General features: G+C 69.9%; 11 protein-coding genes, 1 pseudogene and 1 CRISPR repeat array. Of the genes and pseudogenes, 7 read left to right on the top strand and 5 right to left on the bottom strand.

Translation table 11 applies throughout. The features are described 5' to 3' along the window. Nucleotides 1-299 precede the first annotated feature (299 nt). From ACH4K4_RS32405 to ACH4K4_RS32390, 4 genes are all read left to right on the top strand, one after another. On the top strand, nucleotides 300-794 hold the full coding sequence (locus ACH4K4_RS32405) for a hypothetical protein (RefSeq protein WP_398172275.1): 495 nt from the start codon (nucleotides 300-302) through the stop codon (nucleotides 792-794). Between the two features lie 25 nt (nucleotides 795-819). Further along, nucleotides 820-1,707 (top strand): hypothetical protein, encoded by an 888-nt coding sequence (locus ACH4K4_RS32400; RefSeq protein ID WP_398172273.1) that lies wholly within the window; start codon nucleotides 820-822, stop codon nucleotides 1,705-1,707. Between the two features lie 30 nt (nucleotides 1,708-1,737). After that, a complete protein-coding gene (locus ACH4K4_RS32395; protein WP_398172271.1) occupies nucleotides 1,738-2,205 on the top strand; it encodes a hypothetical protein in 468 nt (155 codons plus the stop codon). A 248-nt stretch (nucleotides 2,206-2,453) separates the two neighbouring features. Then, a complete protein-coding gene (locus ACH4K4_RS32390) occupies nucleotides 2,454-3,149 on the top strand; it encodes an HNH endonuclease family protein (protein WP_398172269.1) in 696 nt (231 codons plus the stop codon). Between the two features lie 171 nt (nucleotides 3,150-3,320). Here the strand turns inward: ACH4K4_RS32390 and ACH4K4_RS32385 are convergent, their stop codons facing one another. Both ACH4K4_RS32385 and ACH4K4_RS32380 read right to left on the bottom strand, forming a co-directional pair. Beyond that, nucleotides 3,321-4,595 (bottom strand): helix-turn-helix domain-containing protein, encoded by a 1,275-nt coding sequence (locus ACH4K4_RS32385; RefSeq protein ID WP_398172267.1) that lies wholly within the window; start codon nucleotides 4,593-4,595, stop codon nucleotides 3,321-3,323. A 161-nt stretch (nucleotides 4,596-4,756) separates the two neighbouring features. Beyond that, entirely contained in the window at nucleotides 4,757-4,939 is a 183-nt protein-coding gene (locus ACH4K4_RS32380) for a hypothetical protein (protein ID WP_398172265.1), read from the bottom strand. A gap of 684 nt (nucleotides 4,940-5,623) precedes the next feature. On the opposite strand from ACH4K4_RS32380, the gene ACH4K4_RS32375 reads away from it, so the two are divergent. Next, complete coding sequence (locus tag ACH4K4_RS32375) at nucleotides 5,624-5,899, top strand: hypothetical protein (RefSeq protein ID WP_398172263.1); 276 nt, start codon at nucleotides 5,624-5,626, stop codon at nucleotides 5,897-5,899. A gap of 334 nt (nucleotides 5,900-6,233) precedes the next feature. Here ACH4K4_RS32375 and ACH4K4_RS32370 read toward each other — a convergent pair whose 3' ends face one another. Both ACH4K4_RS32370 and ACH4K4_RS32365 read right to left on the bottom strand, forming a co-directional pair. Continuing rightward, complete coding sequence (locus ACH4K4_RS32370; RefSeq protein ID WP_398172261.1) at nucleotides 6,234-7,070, bottom strand: hypothetical protein; 837 nt, start codon at nucleotides 7,068-7,070, stop codon at nucleotides 6,234-6,236. Next, nucleotides 6,989-7,624, bottom strand: coding sequence for a hypothetical protein (locus ACH4K4_RS32365; protein ID WP_398172259.1), 636 nt, complete (start codon nucleotides 7,622-7,624; stop codon nucleotides 6,989-6,991). Before ACH4K4_RS32365 ends, ACH4K4_RS32370 begins: the two co-directional genes overlap by 82 nt. Before the next feature lie 361 nt (nucleotides 7,625-7,985). Between ACH4K4_RS32365 and ACH4K4_RS32360 the strand changes: the two genes are divergently transcribed. Together ACH4K4_RS32360 and ACH4K4_RS32355 are read left to right on the top strand one after the other, a co-directional pair. Then, nucleotides 7,986-8,465 (top strand): hypothetical protein, encoded by a 480-nt coding sequence (locus tag ACH4K4_RS32360; protein ID WP_398172257.1) that lies wholly within the window; start codon nucleotides 7,986-7,988, stop codon nucleotides 8,463-8,465. Between the two features lie 117 nt (nucleotides 8,466-8,582). Beyond that, a pseudogene (locus ACH4K4_RS32355) lies at nucleotides 8,583-9,836 on the top strand (RNA-guided endonuclease InsQ/TnpB family protein); the annotation flags it as partial. A gap of 332 nt (nucleotides 9,837-10,168) precedes the next feature. Next, nucleotides 10,169-10,868: a CRISPR direct-repeat array (repeat unit 29 nt; unit sequence GTCCGGTCCCGGCGCGCGTGGGTGATCCC). A gap of 146 nt (nucleotides 10,869-11,014) precedes the next feature. On the opposite strand, the gene ACH4K4_RS32350 reads toward ACH4K4_RS32355, so the two are convergent. Next, nucleotides 11,015-12,070: a dihydrouridine synthase gene (locus ACH4K4_RS32350; protein WP_398172255.1), complete on the bottom strand. Its 1,056-nt coding sequence runs from the start codon at nucleotides 12,068-12,070 to the stop codon at nucleotides 11,015-11,017. Between the last annotated feature and the right edge of the window lie 79 nt (nucleotides 12,071-12,149).

The following is a 12,149-nucleotide window of genomic DNA, read 5'->3' as shown; positions in this document are numbered from 1 at the left end:
CGGCCAATCTCCCCACGTGTTTTGTCGCTTAAGCCGCATAGCGCTCACAGGAGATTCACAGGCAAGGGCGCCCCGAGGGCGCATCGGAATTGCGTTCCCGCTGGGTACAGCAGGCGTGCGTTTCCGGCCACAGGCCGACGAACTCATTGCGTGGCCTTTACACACAGCGTCTACGGTGGCCCCGCCCTGCCAGGACGGACCGACACGTCCCGGCTCTCCGGGCGACACGTAACCACTGGCGGCGTTTCTTCATGGGTGGTGAGGACCAGCCGCCGGGCACCGACTTCGAGGGGGGACCTATGCGTCTGAAAGGCGCAGCACGTAAGAGAAACATCCTGGCCGCCGGGTCGCTGGCGGCCGCAGCCGTCCTAGGCGCGGCCCCGGCCGCCCATGCCGTGGACGACACCGCGAACCTCTACAGCGCGGAGGCTTGCAAGGTGCCCGGCGCCTCGGGCTTCAAGTTCCACATCTTCTTCCAGTCCGGCCAGAACGGCTCCTACCGCAACATCGGCTACGCCGTCTATAACTTCGACGACGTGCCGGACGGCGTGGCCGGGGCGCGGACCCCGCTCACGTTCTGCGAGAAGGTCGGCGCCAGCGGTGCGTGGCCGGGCTCAGGTCTGCGGATCAAGAACAATGCCGCCTCCGGGGAGAACGAGCACTACAAGTACATGGCGCGTGTGTACTTCAACAGCGGCTACAAGGGAGCACAGGACGTGATGGCCCCCTACCAGCACATCGACCGGTTCCGGCACGTCTACAACCAGAACGCCTCCTTCCAGTTCACCGGCTGAGGGCGTAGCGAAGGAGGACGGCATCATGAAGATGACAACGAAGGTGACGGTTCCTCTCACGGCGATGGTGCTCGCCGCGGGAGCAGGCACCGTGTACTTCCTGGCTGACGACGCCGGTACGCGGAACCCGGCCCAGAGTGTCGCAGCGCCCGCATCGGCTAGCGAAGCCCACGTGGCTCAGGCTTCTGTGGGCGACCCGCACGACCCCGCGACATGGCGGTTGCCCATCGAGGCCTACATGCCCACCCGTGCGCAGGCCAGGCTCGTCAGCACCTCGCGGGACACACTGATCGACCGCTGCATGGACAAGGCCGGCTACCCCGCCTGGAAACCTGCCCCCGACCTGCCGCAGGTCGGGGGCAAGACGCTCACCGACTGGCGCTACGGCATCCACGATGCCACGCTCGCTGCCGAGCGCGGCTACCACCCCGAAGCCGGTGAGCAGGAAGCGTACGACGCTGCGATGTCAGAGGGCGCAGTGGACGAATCCGGCGCGCCCGATGACGTAGTCAAACGCTGTGTGAGCCAGGCCGACGGCTCTGTTCCGGCGGCCCAGCCAGCGGATGTGCTCCAGCAGGTCAGCGGCGAAGCGTTCAACGAGTCGCGCACGGATCCCAAGGTCGTCGCGGCCTTCACGAAGTGGTCCAGCTGTATGAAGACCAAGGGCTACTCGTACAAGGCACCGATGGAGGCCAACGACGACCCTGCCTTCGCTGATCCGCACAAGGTCAGCAAGCAGGAGGTCAAGACGGCCCAGGCGGACATCACCTGCCGCGACGAAGCCGACGTTGCCCGGACGTGGTTCGACGCCGAAGCCAAGCTCCAGCGCAGCAAGATCGCCGAACATCTCCAGGCGATCAGCAAGTCAGCCGAGGCCACCAAGCAAGCCGTCGCCAAGGCGAAGGCCGTTTGACCCTATTACCAGCCGCCACAGTTGCTTGCTGTGGCGGCTGGCCCGTTTGGCGCGCCGCCCGTCGTCGGCCTTCCTCACGTCACCTACGTCTTCCAGTCCGCGTTCGCCGACGCCGACCGGGCCTGGAAGAACTGGCTGGACTCCGTCAAAGGCATCCGGGCCGGACGCCGCGTGGGCTACCCCCGCTTCAAAAAACGCGGCCGCAGCCGCGACTCCTTCCGCCTGCACCACGACGTGAAGAAACCCGGCATCCGCCTGGCCACCCACCGGCGCCTGCGCCTGGCCTCCTTCGGCGAGGTACGGCTGCACCACTCCGCCAAGCGCCTCGCCCGCCGCATCACCCACGGCGATGCCACCGTCCAGTCCGTCACCGTCTCCCGCCACGGCCACCGCTGGTACGCCTCCCCGCTGTGCACAGACACCTTCACCGCCCCCGGCCCGACGCCGACGCCGGAGCTCACGCTCCTGTGGCGCGACAGCACCCGCACCACAGCCTGACAGCGCGCGCAACTGGATACTGACTTGCCAGCCTGCGCACGGCGGGAACGACCGGTAACAACCCGTGCAGGTGACGGCGCGGCCCCACTTCCTTCCCCAGCGCAGGGCGCAGCGGGTGCGGGCAGCTCTCGAAGGCCGGCCGAGTGTTGCGGTGCGCCGGTAGGAAGCGGTGCGCGCAGCGTTCGGCGAGGTGCCACCGGTGGGTAGATTCAGGCCCTGACGTTGTTTCACCTGGCCCGGGAGCCAATTTGCACCCCCTCCGCCGCGCCGCGGTCTTCGCCTGTCCTGTCCTGCTGCTGTCCGTGGCGGCGTGCTCTGCTGATGCGTCTCGTGAGGACGCCAAGCCGCCGCGGCCGGCTGCTCCGTCGGCGCCGGGCGGGCTGGCGCTGGCCAAGGCGGTCGATCAGCTGAAGATCAGCCGTGAGTCGCGGGCGGGGTACAACCGGGACAAGTTCAAGCTGTGGGTGGACGTCGACCACGACGGCTGCGACGCCCGCCAGGAGGTGCTGCTCTCGGAGGCGGTCAAGAAGCCCCGGCAGGGCAAGGGCTGCAAGCTGAGCGGCGGGCAGTGGAAGTCGTACTACGACGGCAAGACCGTCAACGACCCGTCGAAGCTGGACATCGATCACGTTGTTCCTCTGGCGGAGGCGTGGGACTGCGGTGCATCGAAGTGGAGCGCCAAGCGCCGCGAGGCGTACGCCAACGATTTGGCGGCCGAGCGCGGGCTGGTGGCGGTCAGCTCCGGCCCGAACCGCGCCAAGGGCGACAAGGACCCCGCCGAGTGGCTGCCGCCCGCCAAGGGCGCGTACTGCACCTACGCCGCCGACTGGGTCAGCACCAAGCTCCGCTGGAACCTGAGCGCCGACACCGCCGAGCGCGCCGCGCTGCGCAAGCTCGCCGCCGGCTGCCCGAAGACCATGGTGACCTTCGTTCCAGCCTCGTAAAGTTCCCGCCGGTTCGGGGCGGCTTTGCCCTGCTCCCGGTTTCCGTCCGTGCCGGTCCGGCGGGGAGCAGGCGGCCCTTCGGGCCGGGGTACGCGAAGGGCCGCACGGGCAGTCTGCCGCCACCCGCCCGCCGCGGGCTCAGCCGCGGCGGGCGAGTTCGGGCCGTGTGAGTCAGCGGGCGGTCCAGTGGGTGAGGGCGGGGATGGGGGCGGGCCGGGGGCGGCGGTGGACAGCGGAGCCAGGAGCGGGCGGGGGCAGGGGGCCGGGCGGTCTCCCAGCTTCGGAAGTGGTGAGGTGCTGCAGGGGAGCGGTGAGAGTGTTGCTGAACGCGCCCAGCAGGTCGTCCAGCTGCCGGGTGGGCGGCGGTGCCGGGGCGGGGTGCGGGGGCGGCTCGGCCCCGGCCTGGGCTGCGGTCTCGGGTTCGGTCTCGGGAGCGGGTTGGTGGGTGAGCGCGCTCTCCCACAGGGGGGCGAAGTAGTCCGGGACGCCGTCGAGGACCATGACGATGCGCTGGACGATTTCCCAGTCGGGTACGTCGCTGCCGTCCAGGACGGCGGCCACCTGGTGCTGGTCTAAGGTGCCGCCGCTGGTGACGGCCATGGCCCAGGGCGTGGGGGAGCCGGCGCGCCGGTGCAGATAGCGCAGGGCCGAGGCCAGGGTGTGTCCGGTGCGGCGGGTGGTGCGGCGGGCCTGGGCGTCCTCCCAGACCTTGCGCAGGGCCGCAGGGTCGGCGCCGCAGGCGCGGGCTAGACGGGCGGTGGCGTCCCAGGAGGGAAAACGCTCGCCACTCATGACGCGGGAGAGGTAGCTGGAGGACAGGCGGGTGGCGTCGCCCAGACTGCGCAGGCTCAGCTGAGAGGCGCGCTGGAGTTTGCTGAGGACCGGGGCGAGCTGGCCTGGCGGCCCGGGCGGCTCCAGGCTCGCAGGTGGGGGTGGTTCGGTGCCGAGGGGCCGGCTCTGTTTACTGCCAGAGGTGTCGTCGCCGGCGGACGGCGGGGTGGCGGGGCGGGGGCGCGGCGCGCGGGGGGCCGGCCGGTCGCAGCCTTCGCCGTACTTGTGCCGGGCGGTGTCCTTGTTCAGTCGCACCAGGGTGCCGATGGTGGCCCAGTCGGTGCCGTGGCGGCGGGCACGCTGGACGGCGGGCGTAACCATCTTTTCGGCCAGGAGCTGGATCTGGACCAGGGACTCGAGGAAGAGCTCGGGCCGGGCGCCGGGTGCCGTCAGGAGCTGCGGCAGACACATGATTTTCTCTTCAAGGATTTCCATCTGGTCGGCGAGTTTCCCGTCCAGATCCGAGGTGTCGACGTCGACCAGGCCCTGCTGGCGTTTGCGGTACGCGGCCTGACGGCACTGCGTGTCACAGTATTTTCCGGGCCGGCCCGCGCTCTGCTCCTTCAGCAGTTCTCCGCAGTTCTCACAGGTTGCTGGGGGAAAGTATCCCGGCATCGTGCCGTGTCCTTGTCTGGTCGTGTCCTGGCGGGCGACGAAACGGGTTTCGCCGCCCGCGAAACGTGACGGATTACGGAGATGTTCGTCCGTTCCGTAGGGAACACCGGTGCGGAAATGACACCGGGAGCCAGCAGCGGCGGACTCCCGGGCCGGGAAGGTCAGCCGCCGGTGCGCGGGTGCCGCCAGGCCGCGTAGGCCCACAGAGCGGCGGTGACGAGGAGCACCGTCAGCGTCACCGGGTCCTGCGGCGGGTCGAGGACGACGAGCGGGGGCACGGCCATCGGCGGGCGCGGGCCGGGCCATGCGCTGTTGCCCGGGTCATGAGCGGCGTTGCCCCCCATGTCCACAGGGCGGGCGGCGCTGTTACTGTCCTTCGCGGGACGGCGCCTTCGGTGTTTGTCCCAAAAGCGATCGGGGAATTCACGCATTGAACTTCCTGTAGGTCGCAGTTGCGTGTAGGAGCGCGAGCCCGGGTCCGTGGAAAGAGTCAGGCTCGCGCTCCGTGACTGTAACGACACGGTTTGCCCAATGCCATTCGGTCAAATGCGCCCACCCGTAGCCCATTTTCGGGTCTATCGGACACTTTCGTAACGCATCGGCGGGTAATTACCTCGGAATCCAGAAAGAAGCGTTCCCTCACATCTGATCTTGGTATAGGGAGCCGCGCAGCTACGCGCGTCATTCGGTAAAACCGCAGATGAAAGACCTGGACACCCCACCAGATGCCGACGTCTACCGAGTATTCGTTCATAAGTGCGGCCCTGCTCCCGAGGCGGAAACGACCCCAAGGGAGCCGCCTCGACGAGCCATGCCAGGTGAGCGGCCGGTTCGTACACGTGCCCGACCCAGCCGGCGCGCGGAGGCACTCTGCCCCCCGACGGAGCTGCAGGTTCGGCCCTCTGAGCCAGGCAGCTGCACAACGGTGCAGGATTCCGTTGCCGGGCTGATCCCGCTTCCGCCAGTGCCGCTGCTTCTGGGACAATCGCAGGGTGCACGTACCACCCGCATCCGACCCAGGGACTGACATGGCTTCCGAGGACCCCATCGCTCACAACGAGCTGGAAGCACTCAGCCGCCGCACCGTGGCCGTCGAAGACCGGGTCGAAGCCCTACAGGTGCAGTCCGGCGGCAACTTCGCCGCCGTCATCGAAGGCCAGGCCGCACTGCGCCGCGAGGTCCGCGAAGGCTTCACCGCGATGAACGCCCGCATCGACGCCCTCACCGACGAGGTGCGCACAGGCAACGCCCAGATCATCGAGCTGCTCTCCCGCCTGGTGGGCCAGGACCCCAGCGCAAGCTGAAACCCTCCGGCCAGAGGGCCGGAGCTGCTCCGAGGCCTGGCAGGGCGCCCATCACGAAGCCGATGCTGCCCTGCCGGGCCTCGCTGCTGCGCGGGTGGAGGATCTTCGGTACAGGCTCACCGATGAAGCCCCTGAAATCGTCCCTGGTAGCCGGACGGCAGGCCACACACCCAGGGTTCAGACCTCACGGCGAAGGTCGCCCGGAACATTCCGGGCGACCTTCGCGCTGTACGGGGCCGGCTCGGCCGAATCGCCCGGGGCGTTCCTGGCTTCAGTCACGGCGCAGGGGCCTGAGCTACTGGCGTTGGCTCTGGCCCTGGTGGGCAAGGACGTGTCAGCCGGTGGCCTCGTGTGGTTCGAGCAGAGCGAAGTAGGTTTCACGCTGCTGCTCGGTCAGCTTGCCGCCGAGCGAGAGCGCCGAGCGCAGCGAACTCAGGGCGTCCGCCGCCGGCACGCCCCACGCCGTGTGGGCCTGCCTCTGGATTTCTCCGATGGTGGTGTACGCGTCGCCGGGGAAGTGGCGGACGTACCAGTCGAGCATCTTGGCCACCGGCACCGTCAGGTTGAGGTGCCACCACTTCTCCGCCTCGTCACTGTCCTGGTCCTCGTCGGCGTACATGTCGACGGTCTCCTGCCAGTCGTGCATCACAGCGCCCTGCACGACCCGCCCCAGGTGCTGGGTGGGGATGATCTGGTCGAGGCTGGCGGCGACAGACCAGGCGAGTTCGTTCGCGATCTCAGCGACGGATTCCTTGTTGCGCTGGCGCAGCACCCACCGCTTGCGGACGTCGGGCCGGTCGTACAGCGTGTGCTGGAAGTCGGTGGCGAACCGGTCGCGCACCTCGGCCGCACCGGGGGAGAGGCTGTCGCGGTCGCCGGCGGACATGGCGGCCCCGACGCCCTCGTGGGAGCGCTGGCGAGCCTCCGCCCAGTCCTCCGCGACCGTGCGCGCCCATTGGTCGCGGCCGCCCACGGTGGCCTGTGGCTGGGGCACCTCGTTGTTGCCGCGTGAGATGTAGGCCCGCAGCGTGGAGGCGGTGATGCCGCCGAGCTCGGCCATCTCCGGGACGCCGATCAGCTGTGTCGCGGTCAGTTCGGGGCTGGAGAGGTCGACCACGCACCGTTCCAGGGGCAGGGCGTTCTCCTGCTCCTGGAACGGTGCTCGGCCCACAGGGCCAGGTGGTCGGGCCAGGTGTCCGGCCTGGCCGCTTCGGGGTCGAAGGTGATCACCTTGCCCACGTGTGCCCGGGACGCATCGGCGCGGCCGTCGAGCATGTCGGCGGCGTAGACCGTGACGGCCAGACGCGCCTTGCGCCGCTCGTAGTCCTGTTCGACGGGGTTCCAGACCTGTCCGGGCCGGTACCAGGTGGTGCCATTCCACCAGTAGCCGCCGGCGCGGAATAGCAGCTGTTCTCCGGACCAGGTGTTGTGCCAGAGGGCCATGTCGCCGTCGTGCATGAGCAGGACGGTCCGGCCATGCTCGGGGTGGTGGCGCACCGACCAGCCCAGCGCGTGCTGCTTGGGGTCGGTGGTGAAGGCGTGCCAGCCGCCGTCAGCGCGGTTCTTGTCGTAGCGGCCCCACATGCCGCTGTTGTGGTGGCGGCCAACGGCCTCGATGGCCTCCGGGCCTTCCTCGAGGGGGAGGTGGGAGTCGTCGACGAACGGCAGGCCCGGCACCGGGTGGTCGGTGCGCAGACCGTTGGCGAGCGGAAGAACGTGGCTCACGGCAGATTCCTCGTTTCCCTCCGAGGGTGCTGCACCCATGTACAGCACTTTGCCCTTCCCTTATGCATCGTGAGCGCGCAGCGTCGTGCAGCTAATTTCAGACAACCTTCGCCAACGGCCGTCCGCGAGGGCCGGGAGGCTTCACCAAGGTCAATGGCCAGCCCGCTGCCTGACAGAAGAGGAGGGCTGCCTGGCTGCCGAGCTGCGCGCGGGCAGGACGAGAAGGCAGACGGCCGCAGATGAGGATGTACAGCACCTGACGGGCAAGACCACCCTGAGATCCTGGCAAGACCACCCTGAGATTCTGCGGACAGAACGGCGGGGAGACGGCGTTGTCAGTGCTCCGTGCTCTGATACCGCCATGCCGCCGTACCAATGCATTCCCGGGCCGAGACTGCGCCGCGTCGTGCGCCTCGTCGCCTTGGACGAGGCCGGCCTCCTGCTCCTGGCAGCAGCCCCAGGCACGGCAGTGGGCACGCTTCCCGCGCTGTGGCTGCGGCCGGGGGATTCATATGCCGCCGCCGCCCGGCATCTGCAGCAGCGCCTGGGCGTACATGTGCTGCGTCCCGGGACCGTCAGCGGTCACCGGTGGGCCCCGGCAGGCCCGGCCCTGCGCGTCGAGGAGCGTTTCCACCTCGTGCGGGTCCGCCGCGGCAGCTCAGTCTCCCCGCCCGGCCATCACTGGTGCCAGCCGGGGCGCGTTCCGCCGCACGGCCCGCGGTGGGCGGAGGTGCACCGGCTGATCGAGGGCTATTTGCAGGGCTGGATCCCCGACGGCCCGATCCGCCTGGAGTGGGACGAGCGAGCCGGTGACGGCGGCCCCGCTACGCCGACGTGGTGATCTTCTCCGACACGAGCCGAGGGTGCTTCAGGAACTGGCGTCCGTAAAACATCCTTTCGTATTCGTACAGGCCGACCGGGCAACCAGGCCCCGGCCGACGGGACGGAAGGAGCGGCCATGGCGACCGAAGCGGTACTGCGCGCCTACCGGTTCACCCTGGATCCGACCCCGGCCCAGGAGCAGCGGCTGCTGCGCTGGTGCGGCAACGCCCGTCTGGCCTTCAACTTCGCCCTGGCCGCCAAGAAGCAGGCCCATGAGCAGTGGCGGGCCGAGGTTGATGCGCTCCTGGAGCAGGGCGTCCCGGAGGCGCAGGCCCGCAAGAAGGTGCGGGTGCCGCTGCCGGCCAAGCCCGGCATCCAGAAGGCGTTCCAGGCCGCCCGGGGAGATGACCGCACTGGCACCGACGGCGTGTGCCCGTGGTGGCACGAGGTGAACACCTACGTGTTCCAGTCCGCGTTCGCTGACGCCGACCGGGCCTGGAAGAACTGGCTGGACTCCGTCAAAGGCACCCGGGCCGGACGCCGCGTGGGCTATCCCCGCTTCAAAAAGCGCGGCCGCAGCCGCGACTCCTTCCGCTTGCACCACGACGTGAAGAAGCCCGGCATCCGCCTGGCCACCCACCGGCGTCTGCGCCTGGCCTCCTTCGGCGAAGTGCGGCTGCACAACTCCGCCAAGCGCCTCGTGCGCCGCATCACCCGCGGTGAGGCCGCCGTCCAATCCGTCACTGTCTCCCGTCACGGCCACCGCTGGTACGCCTCCCTGCTGTGCACGGACACCCTCACCGTCCCCGACCGGCCCTCGCGCCGGCAGCAGGCCCGCGGCACTGTCGGCGTCGACGCTGGCGTCAAAGTCCTCGCCGCCCTCTCGAAACCCCTGACCGATGACGACCCGCACAGCGGGCTCATCACCAACCCCCGCCCGCTGCGCGCGGCATCCCGCCGCCTGGCCAAGGCCCAGAAGAAGCTGGCCCGCACCCGGAAGGGCTCGGCGCGCCGTGACAAAGCCCGGCACCGCGTAGCACGCCTGCACCACGAGGTGGCGCTGCAGCGCGACACCGCCCTGCACCACCTCACCAAGCGCCTGACCACACGTTTCGCCACCGTGGCCGTCGAAGACCTGCACGTGGCCGGGATGACCCGCTCAGCCCGCGGCACCCCCGACGCCCCCGGCCGCCAAGTGCGGCAGAAGGCCGGCCTGAACCGCGCGATCCTCGACTCGGCCCCCGGCGAACTCCGCCGGCAAATCGCCTACAAGACTTCCTGGTACGGCTCCCGTCTCACGGTCCTGGACCGCATGTGGCCGTCCAGCAAGACCTGCTCGTCCTGCGGATGGCGAAACCCAAGCCTGACGCTCGCCGACCGGGTATTCACCTGCACCGCCTGCGGCCTGATCCTGGACCGCGACCTCAACGCCGCCCGCAACATCGAGCGGCACGCCCGACCCGTCGCCCCTGGAAGAGGGGAGACCGCCGCCCGCGACAGCGGGCCGGCGCGGCAAACGCCCGTGGAGGGAACGCAAGTCCCGCCGCCCACCAGGGCGGAAGGCAGGTCCCAGCGAAACGGGAAGACCCGGCCCCGGCCGGGCCACCCCGAAGGAGCAATCCTCCGGTCACCCGCACAGCGCGCGGCACCACCGCCCCGACGGGGCACCCTAAAACAAGTAAAAAGCGAGCAACGCGCGCTCATCACCGCAGCTCACGAACGGTCCGGTCCCGGCGCGCGTGGGTGATCCCCTCATGATCGCCACGCTCGACACCGCCGCCCTGTCCGGTCCCGGCGCGCGTGGGTGATCCCTCATTGACCTCTTCGGCGACCGGGTGTCGGTGGTCCGGTCCCGGCGCGCGTGGGTGATCCCATTCAGCAACTCCGGACGTCCCGGTTCGAGGGGTCCGGTCCCGGCGCGCGTGGGTGGTCCCTGCTCGGATAGGGCGGTGGCCAGCTTGCGGATGTCCGGTCCCGGCGCGCGTGGGTGATCCCTGGCCGATGCCCTGTCCGACCAGGCTGCGCGTGTCCGGTCCCGGCGCGCGTGGGTGATCCCTGGCCGATGCCCTGTCCGACCAGGCTGCGCGTGTCCGGTCCCGGCGCGCGTGGGTGATCCCACACCCGGTACATACAACATCAAGCCCGCCACGTCCGGTCCCGGCGCGCGTGGGTGATCCCGACGACAAGGCCCGAGCCGAGGTCCGCGAAATGTCCGGTCCCGGCGCGCGTGGGTGATCCCACTCCCGTGCTGACCCGTGCCAGCTCTTGCGTGTCCGGTCCCGGCGCGCGTGGGTGACCCCGGCGCGACTACAGCCACCTGACCGGTCAGCAGGTTCGGTCCCGGCGCGTGTGGGTGATCCGGTAATGCACATGGTGTGCGGCGCGGGGCTGTGGTCCGGCTCCAGCGTGCGTGGGTGATCCCGACCGATGGTCACGGTGTTGCCCTGCCTCCCGGTGCCCGGTTGTGCCGCTGCGCCGCCGCAGAACCAGGACTGTATACGTGAAGCGGTCCTTCGCGACGGGCGTGAAGGACCGCTGGGTGCCCGACATATTGCCGGTGGGCTGTGGTCAGTACAGGTTGTGATGCTGCTGCACGGCCTGGGGCGTTATAGGGGTGAGGTGTCGGGTGAGGGCGCGGTAGTGGCGGTGGGTGACGGAGGGGCGGCCGAGGAAGAGCCCGGTGGGGGTGAAGTGGGGCGGGGTGAGGTGGCGTTCCAGGGCGGGGAGGTAGTTCCAGCGCAGGCCGGGGTGGGCGGAGTGGGCGTAGTGGTGGAGGTCGCCGTAGGGGAGCCAGGTGGTGGCGGCGAGGGTGGCGAGGGGGCGGTTGCGGGGGTACAGGCGCAGGCAGCGGCCGGCTTCGACCCAGGCCGACGGACCAGTGCGCGGATCGGGGTCGAACCAGGTGTGTTCGGCGAGCAGACTGCACCAGGCGAGCTGGGGGTACAGCAGCAGCCGGGGCACGAGCAGCCCGGCGATGAGGGCGTGCGGTCCGCCGAGCAGGCAGGCGGCGCCGGCCAGCGCGAGGACGGTGGCCGTACGGGCGGGGGAGCGGCGCAGCACGGCGGCGATCGTGGTGAGGGTGGCTTGGATGCCGCGCGGGGTGAGCGGGTGGAGGACGGCCAGGGCGAAGGCGGTGCGGGTGATGCCGCGGCGCAGGCCGGTGGCGTAGAGCTCGGCGAGGTTGGGGTCGGCGTGGGGGACCGCGGCGTTGGGGTGGTGGTCGCGGACGTGACGCCGGCGGCGGTCGGGGACGGGAGCCAGGGCCAGGGGGTGGTGCGCGAAGACCTCGGCGAGCAGGAGGTTGGCGCGTGCGGTGCGGGCCAGGACGCCGTGGACGGCGAAGTGGCTGATCTCCTGCAGGTGCCGGAAGTGGACGGCGACGGCGACGGCCGCGATTGCGGCGGTAAGGACGCCGTGGGCGGCCAGGGCCCACCAGCCGGCGATCTGGATCCACTGTCCGGCCAGCAGCAGCGTGGGGGTGACGTCATTGGCCCGGCGGCGCTGGTGGGCTATGAGCTCGGCGGCCGGCGCGGTGCGAGGGCGGCGGTGGGCGAAGTGGAGGCGGTCGGCCTGGCGCAGGGCGATGCCGATGGAGAGCAGGGTTAAGCACAGAGGCAGGGGCATGGTGGTCCTGGTGGCGTGAGGGGCGGGCAGTCCCCGCCATGGTTCACGCAGCGTACTTATTAGTCCACCAATATTGAAG

The organism is Streptomyces sp. NPDC017529 (assembly GCF_044329785.1).
Classification (GTDB): Bacteria; Actinomycetota; Actinomycetes; order Streptomycetales; family Streptomycetaceae; genus Streptomyces.
The sequence above is the reverse complement of the archived record's forward strand: the minus strand, read 5'-3'. Positions and strand labels throughout refer to the sequence as shown.